This is a genomic window from Cedecea neteri, assembly GCF_000758305.1.
Taxonomy (GTDB): domain Bacteria; phylum Pseudomonadota; class Gammaproteobacteria; order Enterobacterales; family Enterobacteriaceae; genus Cedecea; species Cedecea neteri_C.
Genome location: NZ_CP009458.1, coordinates 4,341,354 through 4,355,132, shown reverse-complemented (window position 1 = coordinate 4,355,132; position 13,779 = coordinate 4,341,354). Strand labels below are relative to the sequence as shown.

At 44.7% G+C, this 13,779-nt stretch carries 13 protein-coding genes; all 13 read left to right on the top strand.

Annotation, left to right across the window (positions count from 1 at the left end):
* The first annotated feature begins 8 nt into the window (after positions 1 to 8).
* The 13 genes from LH23_RS20270 (at position 9) to LH23_RS20210 (ending at position 13,763) form a co-directional block, all read left to right on the top strand.
* Positions 9 to 1,487 carry an MOP flippase family protein gene (locus LH23_RS20270; protein ID WP_039295165.1) on the top strand — a complete coding sequence of 493 codons (1,479 nt, stop codon included), beginning with the start codon at positions 9 to 11 and terminating at the stop codon, positions 1,485 to 1,487.
* Positions 1,488 to 1,547: 60 nt separating this feature from the next.
* A complete protein-coding gene (gene wcaK / locus LH23_RS20265) occupies positions 1,548 to 2,828 on the top strand; it encodes a colanic acid biosynthesis pyruvyl transferase WcaK (RefSeq protein ID WP_039295163.1) in 1,281 nt (426 codons plus the stop codon).
* Entirely contained in the window at positions 2,825 to 4,045 is a 1,221-nt protein-coding gene (gene wcaL / locus LH23_RS20260) for a colanic acid biosynthesis glycosyltransferase WcaL (RefSeq protein WP_039295160.1), read from the top strand. Before wcaK ends, wcaL begins: the two co-directional genes overlap by 4 nt.
* A gap of 101 nt (positions 4,046 to 4,146) precedes the next feature.
* Positions 4,147 to 5,496, top strand: coding sequence for a colanic acid biosynthesis protein WcaM (gene wcaM / locus LH23_RS20255; protein ID WP_231560198.1), 1,350 nt, complete (start codon positions 4,147 to 4,149; stop codon positions 5,494 to 5,496).
* A gap of 174 nt (positions 5,497 to 5,670) precedes the next feature.
* Positions 5,671 to 6,570 carry a UTP--glucose-1-phosphate uridylyltransferase GalF gene (galF, locus tag LH23_RS20250; RefSeq protein ID WP_039295152.1) on the top strand — a complete coding sequence of 300 codons (900 nt, stop codon included), beginning with the start codon at positions 5,671 to 5,673 and terminating at the stop codon, positions 6,568 to 6,570.
* A 338-nt stretch (positions 6,571 to 6,908) separates the two neighbouring features.
* Positions 6,909 to 7,427, top strand: a complete 519-nt coding sequence (locus LH23_RS24380) for an acyltransferase (RefSeq protein ID WP_039295149.1) — start codon at positions 6,909 to 6,911, stop codon at positions 7,425 to 7,427.
* The gene (locus LH23_RS20240; protein ID WP_231560153.1) at positions 7,414 to 8,004 is read left to right on the top strand and encodes an acyltransferase; all 591 of its coding nucleotides are present in this window, start codon (positions 7,414 to 7,416) and stop codon (positions 8,002 to 8,004) included. The genes LH23_RS24380 and LH23_RS20240 overlap by 14 nt, the downstream gene beginning before the upstream one ends.
* Before the next feature lie 47 nt (positions 8,005 to 8,051).
* On the top strand, positions 8,052 to 9,137 hold the full coding sequence (rfbB, locus tag LH23_RS20235; protein WP_039295146.1) for a dTDP-glucose 4,6-dehydratase: 1,086 nt from the start codon (positions 8,052 to 8,054) through the stop codon (positions 9,135 to 9,137).
* Complete coding sequence (rfbA, locus tag LH23_RS20230) at positions 9,137 to 10,000, top strand: glucose-1-phosphate thymidylyltransferase RfbA (RefSeq protein ID WP_039295143.1); 864 nt, start codon at positions 9,137 to 9,139, stop codon at positions 9,998 to 10,000. The genes rfbB and rfbA overlap by 1 nt, the downstream gene beginning before the upstream one ends.
* Before the next feature lie 15 nt (positions 10,001 to 10,015).
* A complete protein-coding gene (rfbC, locus tag LH23_RS23690; protein ID WP_039297024.1) occupies positions 10,016 to 10,576 on the top strand; it encodes a dTDP-4-dehydrorhamnose 3,5-epimerase in 561 nt (186 codons plus the stop codon).
* Entirely contained in the window at positions 10,569 to 11,390 is an 822-nt protein-coding gene (locus LH23_RS20220; RefSeq protein WP_039295140.1) for an NAD-dependent epimerase/dehydratase family protein, read from the top strand. The genes rfbC and LH23_RS20220 overlap by 8 nt, the downstream gene beginning before the upstream one ends.
* Positions 11,391 to 11,393: 3 nt before the next feature.
* Positions 11,394 to 12,851, top strand: a complete 1,458-nt coding sequence (locus tag LH23_RS20215) for a polysaccharide biosynthesis protein (RefSeq protein WP_039295137.1) — start codon at positions 11,394 to 11,396, stop codon at positions 12,849 to 12,851.
* A gap of 18 nt (positions 12,852 to 12,869) precedes the next feature.
* Positions 12,870 to 13,763: a glycosyltransferase family 2 protein gene (locus LH23_RS20210; RefSeq protein ID WP_039295135.1), complete on the top strand. Its 894-nt coding sequence runs from the start codon at positions 12,870 to 12,872 to the stop codon at positions 13,761 to 13,763.
* The last annotated feature ends 16 nt before the right edge of the window (positions 13,764 to 13,779 follow it).

Genomic DNA, 13,779 nt, shown 5'->3' with positions numbered 1-13,779 from the left:
AACCCAACATGAGCCTGAGAGAAAAAACCATCAGCGGCGCAAAGTGGTCCGCGATTGCAACGGTGATTATTATTGGTTTGGGGCTGGCGCAGATGACGATTCTGGCCAGAACCATCGATAACCATCAGTTTGGTCTGCTGACGGTGTCGCTGGTGATCATCGCCCTGGCCGATACGCTGTCTGATTTTGGTATCGCCAACTCGATTATCCAGCGCAAAGAGATAAGTCAGCTGGAGCTGACCACGCTCTACTGGCTGAATGTCGGGCTGGGCGTGCTGGTGTGTATCGCGGTGTTTTTACTGAGTGGCGTGATAGCCGGCGTGCTGCATAACCCGGACCTGTCGCCGCTGATTAAAACGCTGGCCTTTGCGTTTATTGTTATCCCGCACGGGCAGCAGTTTCGCGCCCTGATGCAAAAGGAACTGGAGTTTTCAAAGATCGGCTCGATTGAGACGGTGTCCGTGCTGGTGGGGTTCAGCGTTACCGTCGCGGCAGCAATGTATTATCCGTTCGCTATCACGGCAATCATTGGTTACCTGGCGAATACCGTCGTTCGTACCTCGCTGTTTGGCTTCTTTGGGCGCAAGATTTACCGCCCTGGTTTTCATTTCTCGCTGAAATCAGTCAGTGCAAACCTGAAATTTGGTGCCTGGCTGACCGCCGACAGCGTGATCAACTACGTCAACACTAACCTTTCCACGCTGGTGCTGGCGCGTATTCTCGGCGCCAGCGTCGCCGGGGGCTATAACCTTGCCTATAACGTGGCCGTTGTCCCGCCGATGAAGCTCAACCCGATCATTACCCGCGTGCTTTTCCCGGCGTTTGCCAAGATTCAGGACGACACCGCGAAGCTGCGGGTGAACTTTTACAAGCTGCTGTCGATTGTCGGCATCATTAACTTCCCGGCGCTGCTGGGGCTGATGGTGGTCTCCAATAACTTCGTTCCGCTGGTGTTTGGGGAAAAATGGCAGTTCATCACGCCTATCCTGCAGCTGTTGTGCGTTGTTGGCCTGCTGCGTTCCATCGGGAATCCGATCGGGTCGCTGCTGATGGCGAAAGCGCGCGTGGACATCAGCTTTAAGTTCAACGTGTTTAAAACCTGCCTGTTTATTCCGGCGATTATTGTCGGTGGCCAGATCGGCGGCGCGCTCGGCGTGACGCTAGGTTTCCTGCTGGTTCAGGTGGTTAACACCGTTCTCAGCTATTTCATCATGATCAAGCCGGTACTGGGCTCCAGCTACCGGGAATACATCCTTAGCATCTGGCTGCCTTTTTATCTGTCGCTCCCCACGCTGATTGTCAGCGCCGGTCTTGGCGTGGCGCTCAACGGGCATCTCCCGCTGGCGGCCTTGTTGGGCGTACAGGTAGCGGCCGGGGCTGTGGCTTTTATGGTGATGATTATTTTGTCCCGCAATGCGCTGATTGTTGAACTGAAGCAGCAGTTTTGCCGAAGCGAACGTTTGAAAGCGCTGCTCCGCGCTGGCTAAGAACAATGAAGCGGTAAAAAACATTCTTTTTCCCGTTTCGTCATAAATATAGAGGTCAATATGAAGTTACTTATTCTTGGCAACCATACTTGCGGCAACCGTGGTGATAGCGCCATTTTGCGCGGATTGATTGATGCCATCACCACGCTCGATGACAGCATTCATGTGGATGTGATGAGTCGCTATCCGGTCAGTTCTGCCTGGCTGCTGGGTCGCCCGGTGCTGGGCGACGGGCTCTACAAGCAAATGAAGCGGTATAACAACGCTGCCGGGCTGGTCGGGCGGGTGAAAAAAGTCCTGCGCCGTAAATATCAGCACCATGTGCTGGTGGCGAAAGCGACCAACACCGGGCGACTGCGTAATATCGCTATTCCGCAGGGGTTTATTGATTTTGTGAAATCCCTGCAGGAATACGACGCGATTATTCAGGTGGGCGGCTCTTTCTTTGTCGATCTGTATGGCGTTACCCAGTTTGAGCATGCGCTGTGCAGCTTTATGGCGCGTAAGCCGGTTTATATGGTCGGGCATAGCGTGGGCCCGTTCCAGGAGCCGCAGTTTAACCAACTGGCGAACTACGTCTTCGGTCACGCCAGGTCCCTTATTCTGCGTGAAACCGTGAGCCTGGAATTGATGAAACAAAGTCAAATCGACACCAGCAAGGTCGAACAAGGGGTCGATACGGCGTGGCTGGTGGCGCAGCATGAAGAGGATTTTGTGCCGGGTTACGCGGTCAAACACTGGCTCGGCGTGGTAGAGGGCAAGAAAACCGTGGCCATTACGCTGCGTGAACTGGCGCCGTTTGATAAGCGGCTGGGCACCACCCAGGAAGCTTACGAGAAGGCCTTTGCCGAAGTGGTGAACCGCACCATTGAACAGGGCTATCAGGTGTTGGCGCTCTCCACCTGCACCGGCATTGACAGCTATAACAAAGATGACCGCATGGTGGCGCTTAATATCCGCCAGTACATCAACCAGCCCGACGACTACCACGTCGTGATGGATGAGCTTAACGATCTTGAAATGGGCAAAATTTTTGCTGCCTGTGAGCTGACGGTGGGCACGCGCCTCCACTCCGCCATTATTTCGATGAACTTCGGTACGCCGGCTATCGCCATCAACTACGAACACAAATCTGCGGGCATCATGCAGCAGTTGGGGATGCCAGAAATGGCTATCGATATTCGCCAGTTGCTGGACGGCTCTTTGCAGGGCGTAGTGGCGGATGTTCTGGGGCAATTGCCCGCGATTAACCAGCGTCTTACGGCGGCAGTGAGCGCTGAGCGTGCAAACGGCATGAAAATGGTGGAGTCGGTGCTTGAGCGAGTTAAGGGGGAGAAATGAAGGTTGGTTTCTTCCTGCTGAAGTTTCCGCTGGCGTCGGAAACCTTTGTGCTGAATCAGATCACCGCTTTTATCGACATGGGCCACGAGGTTGAGATTGTTGCCCTGCAAAAAGGCGATCTCACCAATACCCATGCGGCGTTTAAAAGCTACGGGCTTTCGGAAAAAACCGTCTGGTTGCTCGAAGAACCAGAAGGTAAAGTCGCGAAGCTGAAAACGCGGGCACTCAATACCTTACGGGGTATTTTACGCCGCAGTACGTGGCGAGCCTTGAATTCGGGTCGTTATGGTGATGAAGCCCGCAATCTGATCCTGTCCTCGATTTGCGGACGGCAGAAACGGCCGCTTGAGGCCGACGTTTTTATCGCACACTTTGGCCCGGCGGGCGTGACTGCCGCCAAGCTGAAAGAACTTGGCGTGCTCAACGGCAAAATTGCCACCGTGTTCCACGGCATTGATATCTCGCACCGGGATGCGTTGGCTCGCTATACGCCGGAATACAGGCAGCTGTTTGAGCGTGGGGACTTAATGTTGCCCATCAGTAATCTCTGGGCCAGCCGCCTGAAGAGCATGGGCTGCCCGGAGAGTAAAATCTCGGTATCCCGGATGGGCGTGGATATGGATAAGTTTTCTTTAAGGCCCATGAAAACGCCGGGTTCGCCGCTGGAGATAATCTCGGTGGCGCGCCTGACGGAAAAGAAAGGGTTACATTTTGCCATTGAAGCCTGCCGCCTGTTAAAGGCGCGCGGCGTGGCATTTCGCTACAACATTTTGGGTATTGGCCCCTGGGAGCGTCGTCTGAAGACGCTGATTGAGCAGCTGCAGCTGGAAGACGTCGTCTTTATGCCGGGTTTTAAGCCGAGTCATGAAGTGAAAGCGATGCTGGACCAGGCCGACCTGTTCTTGCTTCCGTCGGTCACGGGGGAGGATGGGGACATGGAGGGCATTCCTGTGGCGCTGATGGAGGCGATGGCGGTTGGTATTCCCGTTGTGTCCACTGTGCATAGCGGTATTCCTGAACTTATCGACGCGGATGAGTCGGGCTGGCTGGTACCGGAAAAGGACGCGTTTGCCCTTGCCGACACGCTACAGGCTGCCGCTTCCGTGTCAGAAAGCGACCTGCAGTTGATGCTGGCCCGGGCCAGAGAGAAAGTCGCCGGCCAGTTCAATCAGCAGGTTATCTACCAGCAGCTTGCCCGTCAGCTTCAGACGCTATAACTCACTGAATCTTATGCTGAGGACTTATGTTGAAAAGCAAGCCACTGAAACGTATTCCCTTTTTACCGTCTCGCCGTAAGCTGCTGGCCGCGGGCTCTGCGATGGCAGCGGTATCCCTTATTCCGGGCACGGTAAAGGCCGCTGGCCGGAGCGCCCAGGTCAACGTCAAAGATTTCTATCAAACCGACTGGATAGCCGCGTTTAACCGGGCATTTGCCGCAGCGGATGTCGTTGAAGTCCCGGCAGACGTTGTCTGCGACAGCATTAATACCGCCATTTTTATGCCGCAGGGGAAAACGCTGCATGTGGCCGGTGGGCTGAAAGGCAACGGCAAAGGGCGATTTGTACTGCAGGATAGCTGCCAGATAGTCGGGGAGGGAAAAGGGCGGTTTAACAACATCACGCTGGATGTGAGGGGATCCGACTGCACGATCAAGGGCATAGATATGAGCGGGTTTGTCAATGTGGCGCAGATTTACATTGGCGGGAAAGATAACCGGACTATGCGCAATCTGACCATCGACAACATCACGGTACATGATGCCAACTACGCCATCCTGCGGCAGGGGTTTCACAACCGCATGGAGAATGTACGTATCACCAATGGTCACTTCAGCCATCTGCAGGGAGATGCTATCGAGTGGAACGTGGCGATCAACGACCACGATCTGCTGATTTCTGACCACGTTATCGACAACATTAACTGTACGAATGGAAAGATTAACTGGGGAATAGGTATCGGGCTGGCGGGCAGCACATATGACAATAATTATCCCGAAGATCAGGCGGTAAAAAACTTTGTGGTGGCGAATATCACCGGCAGTAACTGTCGACAATTAGTTCATGTTGAGAATGGGAAGCATTTCGTTATTCGTAACGTAAAAGCGCGTAATATTAATCCGACCTTTAGCCGCACCGCAGGGATTGATAACGCGACCGTGGCAATATATGGCTGCGATAACTTTGTGATTGATGATGTGGATATGGTGAACAGCGCCGGGATGTTGATTGGTTATGGCGTGATTAAGGGCAATTACCTGTCGATTCCGCAAAACTTTAAGCTAAGCGATATTAAACTCGATAATAGCGAACTGAGTAGCCCTTTACGTGGCATTCAGATCTCATCCGGCAATGCAACCTCTTTTGTGGCACTGAACAATGTCACGCTCAAGCGCGCCTCGCTTGAGTTTCATAACAAGCCTCAGCATCTTTTCATGCGTAATATCAATGTGATGCAGCTTTCCACAGCGGGGCCCGCCCTGAAGCTAAACTTCGACCTCCGTAAGGATGTGCGGGGTAAGTTTATGGCCAAAAACGACACGCTGCTGTCGCTGGCGAATATTCATGCGGTGAATGAAAGAGGGCAAAGCTCGGTAGATATTGACCGCATCGATCAGCTTCACGTCAACGGTGAACATCTTAATTTTACGCTCGCAAGGGTAAGCAAATAATAATGCAACCCCTTTTACGACAATTCTGAGTCAACAGAGGCTGAAATAGCAGCGTTTACATATTTCGTTGACACTTCTATGGCGTTAGCATGAATCATTCGTTTAATAAATTCATGCTGGCATCAGAGCACGAAAAGACTATAATCTTCCAACCATTTAGAGGTGGGACTAAGAATGACTAATTTAAAAGCAGTTATCCCGGTCGCTGGTTTAGGCATGCATATGCTGCCTGCAACGAAGGCGATTCCTAAAGAGATGCTGCCTATCGTTGATAAGCCGATGATCCAGTACATCGTCGACGAAATTGTTGCCGCTGGCATCAAAGAAATCGTGCTGGTAACCCACTCTTCCAAGAATGCTGTTGAAAACCATTTCGACACATCATACGAGCTGGAAGCCCTGCTTGAGCAGCGCGTCAAGCGTCAGCTGCTGGCCGAAGTTCAGTCTATTTGCCCGCCAGGCGTCACCATCATGAACGTTCGTCAGGCCCAACCGCTTGGGCTGGGGCACTCTATCCTTTGCGCACAGCCTATCATTGGCAACAGTCCATTTGTTGTGGTGCTGCCGGATGTGGTGCTTGATGGCGCTACTGCTGATCCGCTGCGCTATAACCTGGCGGCCATGGTCGCTCGGTTCAATGAAACCGGTCGTACTCAGGTGCTGGCGAAACATATGCCAAATGAAGATCTGGCGGCGTATTCAGTGATCACCACTCAGGAGCCTTTGCAGAATGAAGGGCAGGTGAGCCGGGTAGTTGAATTTGTTGAAAAACCCGATCAGCCGCAAACGCTGGACTCCGATCTTGCCGCAGTAGGGCGCTATGTTCTTTCAGCTGATATCTGGCCATTATTGGAAAAAACAGAACCTGGCGCATGGGGCCGTATTCAGCTAACCGATGCTATCGCGGTGCTGAACGAAACTCAGCCGGTGGAAGTGATGCAGATGACCGGCGAGAGCTACGACTGTGGTAAAAAAATGGGCTATATGCAGGCGTTCGTCCAGTACGGGCTGCGCAACCACAAGGAAGGCCAAAAGTTTCGCGAAAGTATTCAGAAGCTGCTAGCTAAAGCATAAGTTCCTGCTTTAAGTCGCTGTCATGGAGGAGAGCGCGGTAAACGGTGGCATAGCGTTCAGTCTGAGATAGACGTTGAACGATAAGCCGCCGTTTTTGCTTTGTTAATGATTATGTTTTTCAAGGTGTTACCATCTTTTTGGCGGCTTGTACAGACCGAAGATCTTCCTTGAGAATTGCAGTATGAAATATAAAATTGTGGCGATTTCTTAGATGCCGTACCGGAAGGTACGCCTATTGCCTATGTTTACAGTGTGCTGGTAGCTGTTGAGCCAGGGGCGGTAGCGTGGTTGATCGAAAAAGTAAAATTTTCCTTATGTAAAGTTGTGATGGGGTGTACATGATAGGTTTTTTCAATCAGTGTCTATTAAAATTAAAACTATTCACAAAATTCAGAAATAAAATTCATGTAGGCAAAAACACTTTTATTCATAAGAACCCAACCCTAATCGTTAGAACTACTGAAAAAGGCAAGGGTTTATTTATACATGATGGTGTATATATCGGACGAGAAGTTAATATTCATACTGCTTCAAAAATTGTCATATCAAAAAATTGTGTGATCAGCGATTATGTTTATATAAGTAGCATGGCACATGGCATCGATCCTGGAAAAGGACCTATTCTTTCGCAACAAGATACGGATAAAGGTGAAATAGTTCTTGGCGAGAATGTCTTTGTTGGTTTCAATGCCAAAATATTACCGGGAGTTATATTGGGTGATTGGACAATTGTAGGTGCAGGCGCTGTTGTTACAAAGTCTTTCCCCGGTTTTTGCATTGTTGCAGGAAATCCAGCGAAAGTAATAAAGAAATATAATCATGACTTGCACCAATGGGAAACTAATGATGTTAATTAAAAAAGCTGTTAGTTTACTCCAATTATTGCACTCTCAGGTAATATATAAGTTTTGTATGAAATCATTTGGTAGTAAAAGCAGAATTATTTCACCAATGCTTATAGTTAATCCGAAATATATAGAAATAGGTCGAGGGGTCTTAATCAGAGATGGCCTTAGACTAGAAGTCGTCGACCCACAAAATGATGTAGTTATAAGTATTGGTGATAATGTTAATATTGAACAAAATTGTCATATTATTGGGCGTGTAAGAGTCTCGATAGGTGACAATGTGACTATTACCGGAAACTGCTCAATTGTCGATGTTAGTCATCCATATGAAGATATTAACGATAAAACAAAGATCGGCCAACGCATATCAAATGTTGCCCAGCCTGTGATAATTGGTGATGGCACATTTATTGGTTTTGGATCTCATATTTCACCTGGCGTCACTATTGGTAAACATTGTGTTGTGGGGGCCGGAGCGGTTGTTACCCGATCTATTCCAGACTATTCTGTGGTTGCAGGTATACCCGCTAAAATAATCAAGCGTTTCTCATTTGAAGATAATGAATGGATAAACATTGCATCTTGATGAGAAAGCTGTTTGCGCCAAACACTTAAATTTTTGAAGAGATATTGATGAAAATATTAGTTACTGGTGGTGCCGGATTTATTGGTTCTGCAGTCGTAAGACATATTATTAATCACACGACAGATTCGGTTGTAAATGTTGATAAGTTGACCTACGCGGGAAACCTTGAATCACTTAAGGCGGTCGAAAAGAGCGACCGCTATAGTTTTGAGCATGCAGATATCTGCGATGCGAAAAATATGGCACGTATACTAAGTGAACATCAGCCTGATGCAATCATGCATTTGGCAGCTGAAAGCCATGTTGATCGCTCTATCACTGGGCCAGCAGATTTTATCGAAACTAACGTTGTTGGTACTTATGTTTTACTTGAAGCCGCGCGTTTCTATTGGTCTCAACTTCCTGTAGAGAAGAAGTCTGTCTTTAGATTTCATCACATTTCAACGGATGAAGTTTATGGTGACCTTCCTCATCCTGATGACGTTGAAAATAGAGAAGCGTTGCCGTTATTTACTGAAACTACTGCTTATGCACCGAGTAGCCCATACTCGGCATCAAAAGCGTCTAGCGATCATTTGGTTCGTGCATGGCACCGTACTTATGGTTTACCTACTGTGGTCACCAATTGTTCGAATAATTATGGTCCGTGCCATTTTCCTGAGAAATTGATTCCATTAGTCATTCTAAACGCCCTTGAGGGTAAACCTCTTCCAATATATGGCAAAGGCGATCAGATTCGTGACTGGTTGTATGTCGAAGATCATGCTCGTGCACTCTATAAGGTTGTAACGGAGGGGCAGATTGGTGAAACCTATAATATAGGCGGCCATAACGAAAAGAAAAATATTGAGGTTGTACATACAATCTGCGATCTTCTTGATGAAATAGTACCGAAAGAAAATTCTTACCGAGAACAAATTTCCTATGTCGCCGATCGCCCCGGACACGACCGTCGTTATGCTATCAATGCTGATAAAATTTCAAAAGAGCTTGGCTGGAAACCCCAGGAAACCTTTGAATCTGGTATTCGTAAAACAGTAGAGTGGTATTTGGCTAACCAGCAGTGGATTAGTAATGTGAAAAACGGCTCGTACACTACATGGTTAGCCGAACAATACGGAGAAAAAAAATAATGAAAGGGATTATTTTAGCTGGTGGCTCGGGTTCACGATTACATCCTATTACACTGGGTACGTCTAAACAGCTTCTGCCAATATATGATAAACCAATGATTTATTACCCGCTATCAGTATTAATGTTAGCGGGTATACGAGATATTTTGCTTATAACAACGCCAGAGGATCAGGATAGTTTTAGGCGAATTCTCGGAGATGGAACACGGTTTGGTATTAATATTAGCTATAAAGTTCAACCCTCTCCCGATGGTCTTGCTCAAGCCTTTATACTAGGAGAGGATTTTATTGGAAATGATGATGTCTGCCTGGTGCTTGGTGATAATATTTTCTTTGGCCAGTCATTTGGAAAACAGCTAAGACATGCAGTAGAGAATATATCTGGCGCAACAGTGTTCGGCTACAAAGTTATGGACCCAGAGCGTTTTGGCGTGGTTGAATTTGATGAAAACTTCAAAGCACTATCCATTGAAGAAAAACCCAAGCAACCAAAATCTAACTGGGCCGTGACTGGCCTTTACTTCTATGATAATAGAGTTGTTAATATCGCTAAAAATGTAGAGCCTTCGGAGCGCGGTGAGTTAGAAATAACCAGTATTAATCAAAAATATTTAGAACTGGGGCAACTGAATGTTGAGCAACTAGGCCGCGGTTTTGCATGGCTTGATACAGGTACGCATGATTCTTTGCTAGAAGCTTCTCAATTTGTCCAAACTGTTGAAAAACGTCAGGGCTTTAAAATTGCTTGCCTTGAGGAAATTGCCTACAACCAAGGCTGGTTAGATAAAGAAACTATTAGAAAAATTGGAAATTCACTGTCTAAAACTGGCTATGGCAATTATCTTTTAAGTCTGATCAAGTAAGTGAGCTTCGATATAATGAAAGTTATTAATACGAAAATTGATGGTGTCTTAATTATTAACCCCAGGATTTTTGGAGATGAGCGAGGCTTCTTTTATGAGTCCTATCATGCTACTCGCTATAAAGAAATTGGCATCCGCGAGGAATTTGTTCAGGACAACCGTTCCCGATCTTCAAAAGGTGTTTTACGTGGACTTCATTTTCAAAAAAATAGACCTCAAGGCAAGCTTGTTACGGTCACAAACGGTGAGGTTTTCGATGTTGCCGTAGATCTTCGACCAGGATCTCCAACTTTTGGTAAGCATGAATCGGTTATATTAAGCGGTGAAAACAAAATACAATTTTATATCCCTCCAGGATTTGCTCACGGTTTTTGCGTTTTGAGCGATTTTGCTGATTTTCAATACAAATGTACTGATTTCTACGATCCCTCTGATGAAGGAGGATTAATATGGAACGACCCTTGTTTAGACATTGAATGGCCAGTCACAGATCCAATCATATCAGCAAAAGATGGTGAATTGCCGACACTAGATAACATTAAAGAATTTATTCTAAAAGGGTGGGGAAATGTCTAAGTATACCATAATCGGAGGGCGTGGATTTATCGGTTCGCACATCGTTTCATTACTAGAAAGTCGGGGGCATGATGTTACGATCCCTGATCGCAGTGAACTTGATTCAATCAGCGGTAACTTAGGGAAAGTCATTTATTGTGCAGGAAATGGAGATTGCGCAAATAGTTATTTCTCGGTACTGGAAGCAAACACGACTTTGTTAGCAAAGGTTTTGCAACATTATGAGTTTGAAAAACTAGTCTATATTTCTTCAACCCGCGTATATATGAATAATTCGGGTTCGAGTGAAAAAGATGATCTAACTATTACAACAAGTGATAACAGAAAATTATTCAACCTTACTAAGTTGGTCGCTGAGGAATTATGCATCAAGAGTGATTGCAATGTTGCTGTAGTGAGACCAAGTAATGTTTACGGATTAGCTTTAAATAGTAAGTTGTTTTTACCTTCAATCATAAGAAACGCTATAAATGATGGTGAAATAAATATGTTTGTCGCGCCTGATTATGCGAAGGATTATGTATCAGTAAGCGACGTTGCCGAGTCTTGTATATGGATTGCCGATAACACTACCAATAAAGAAATATATAATGTTGCATCTGGTTTTAATGTTACGGCGCAAGAAATTGCAGATGTTATCCAGGAAGAAACAGAATGTAACGTAAACTGGAAAACGGGATGTTTCCCGCGTGAGGAGTTTCCTGTTACAAATATAGAAAAATTGGCATCCCTTAATCCTAAATTTAAGCCCCAACATGTATTGAATGATTTAAAGCTAATGATAGAAAGCTATAAAAAAGAATTGGCGTCATAATTTATGAGTGGGTTTAAAAGGTTAATTAAAAACTCAATTTCTAATATAATAAATGGTTTTTCAAATGTAATTCTTGGTGTAATAATATCGCCAGTATTATTGCATAACTTATCGAAAGTAGATTTTTCAATTTGGTCTCTAACTCTGCAAGTCGGGATACTTTTTGGGGTTTTGGGATTGGGTATTCAGGTCACTGTAGGAAGATTCATTTCACTATATTTAAATGAACCACTGAAGCAACAAAAGGTAATGTACCAATCATTAATTTTTACGCTACTCCTTGGTATATTATGTTTTAGTGTTATTTTAATTTTAGCACAATTCTTTTTCACTATCTTCCCTGAAGTTAAAAGCACTACTGCTAATGCAGAACTTATATTTATTCTTATCGGTGGTTCTTTCGTTATAAATAACATAACTGCGCCATTTATCGGTTATTTTACTGGTATTGAACGCAATGACATTACTGCCAGGGTAAATGTCATTTTTAAAATTATATTGGGCTGTGTAGTTTTTATGAGCGTTGATCATGGCCTTGATATAATTGCATGGGGATATTTTATTGTTAATGGTCTTAATCAGTTTGCATTTTTCATTTTGTATCGAACGCAGCATAATAAAGGAAAAATAAATTTTTCCTATGACAAAAAGTTATTAAAAAAAATTATCGTTTTTTTCAGCGGATTGCTAGTGTGGAATATTGCACAATTTTTTATTTCTGGAATCGGCACCTTTACTGTCGGAAAATTGTCGTTTGCTGAACTTCCTGGATTTGCAGTGCTGATGACTTTGGTTAATGCCGGGGTCGGAATTCTTGGGGCAATGATTAATCCCATTATTCAACCAATGCTTAGAATGAATAATTCAGGCAAGAGACAACATGTTGAACTTTTCGTTGATAAAATAACATTACTATTTGCGATGCTTGTGTTCGTTGGCGTATTCATTGCCTGGTTTATTTCAATTCACATTCTTGGTGTATGGTTAGGTTATGAGCAGGCTGAAAAATTACACATATTGTTCTCTTTGCTGCTTGCCTCCTATCTCATTAGGATGGTGGCTGCTCCATATGGATTGATGTTAGTTTCATATGGAAAACAGTTGTCTATTTCTTATTTTCCTGTCATTGAGGGAGTCCTCAATTTCGCATTGTCATTGTTTTTTGTTCGCCATTATGGTGCTATTGGAATTGCTTATTCAACGTTCATATCAGGAATGTTGATCATGTTTGTTTACGCATTAAAATATCGAACGGAAAGAGAAACCAAATCTAATTCCATCTTTATTTCATACTTGCTTATACCGTTGATGATTATAGTATGTTTAATTAGCTTAGTCATGACGGAATCAATGGTGGTACATCGAATTATCTATTCAATGCAATTAGTGTGTGCTTTGGGATTTGTGGCATTGATAGTAAAACAGGCAAAAAGTATTAAAACTCTGCTTAATGAATATTAATTTTTTTATGGTGAAATTGTGAAGAAAATTGGGCTTGTCACTGTTCTATTTAATTCCCCAGCTGTTTTGTCTGATTTTTACTCGAGTGTGGAAAAGCAAACTTATGGGAATAAACATCTTTATATTATAGATAATAGTACTAATCATGAGTCTTTGAATTTAACGCAACAGCTACTCGATAGCAAAGAAACAAAATACACTTTCATAAGTAATGAAGGGAATAATGTTGGGGTGGCTCAAGCCAACAATCAGGGGATCGAACAGGCTCTTCTGGATGGTTGTGAATATGTTTTGCTAACAAATAACGACCTTATATTCAACATGGAAAACACCCTTAGTAAAATGGTCGATTTGGCTGAGCAGAGTGAATGTAAGCTTGTTTCACCGGTTATACTTAGCTATCCTGAAAAAAAGGTATGGTACGCAGGTGCTTTCTTTAATAAGAAAAAAGCAACAGCACCACATTTATTTGAAGGAACAGATTATGATGAAATTTATACGAACGTACCAGATAAATGTGATTATGCACCAACCTGTTTTTTACTAGTACACAGAACTGTTTTTTACACTATTGGGTATATGGATAGCCGGTACTTTGCTTATTACGACGATACGGATTTTTTGTATCGAGCTAATAATGCTGATATTAGCGTCAAAATGCTAAACGAGCCGTTAGTTTTCCATAAAGTTAGCACTTCAACAGGGGGCGGGCTGAGCCTGTTTGGTGCATACTACCTAACTCGCAATCGTATATTTTTTGCGCGCAAAAACATTGGGTCACCGTATTCTTATTTAAGTGTGATTTTTACTATTATGACGCGTTTAATTTATCCATTATATCGTAAAACATCTTTTAAAGTTTACAAGGCTTTTCTTAAAGGTATAGTTGATGGGCTAACACTTAAAAAATAAATTATATCCCATGCTA

Bases quoted from the DNA above. Each gene is read 5' to 3' on its own strand.
- wcaM (WP_231560198.1), top strand. From the start codon at position 4,147: ATGGCAGCGGTATCCCTTATTCCGGGCACGGTAAAGGCCGCTGGCCGG.
- rfbC (WP_039297024.1), top strand. From the start codon at position 10,016: ATGAAAGTTATTAATACGAAAATTGATGGTGTCTTAATTATTAACCCC.
- LH23_RS20270 (WP_039295165.1), top strand. From the start codon at position 9: ATGAGCCTGAGAGAAAAAACCATCAGCGGCGCAAAGTGGTCCGCGATT.
- LH23_RS20240 (WP_231560153.1), top strand. From the start codon at position 7,414: ATGATGTTAATTAAAAAAGCTGTTAGTTTACTCCAATTATTGCACTCT.
- LH23_RS20220 (WP_039295140.1), top strand. From the start codon at position 10,569: ATGTCTAAGTATACCATAATCGGAGGGCGTGGATTTATCGGTTCGCAC.
- LH23_RS24380 (WP_039295149.1), top strand. From the start codon at position 6,909: ATGATAGGTTTTTTCAATCAGTGTCTATTAAAATTAAAACTATTCACA.
- galF (WP_039295152.1), top strand. From the start codon at position 5,671: ATGACTAATTTAAAAGCAGTTATCCCGGTCGCTGGTTTAGGCATGCAT.
- rfbB (WP_039295146.1), top strand. From the start codon at position 8,052: ATGAAAATATTAGTTACTGGTGGTGCCGGATTTATTGGTTCTGCAGTC.
- wcaK (WP_039295163.1), top strand. From the start codon at position 1,548: ATGAAGTTACTTATTCTTGGCAACCATACTTGCGGCAACCGTGGTGAT.
- LH23_RS20215 (WP_039295137.1), top strand. From the start codon at position 11,394: ATGAGTGGGTTTAAAAGGTTAATTAAAAACTCAATTTCTAATATAATA.
- rfbA (WP_039295143.1), top strand. From the start codon at position 9,137: ATGAAAGGGATTATTTTAGCTGGTGGCTCGGGTTCACGATTACATCCT.
- wcaL (WP_039295160.1), top strand. From the start codon at position 2,825: ATGAAGGTTGGTTTCTTCCTGCTGAAGTTTCCGCTGGCGTCGGAAACC.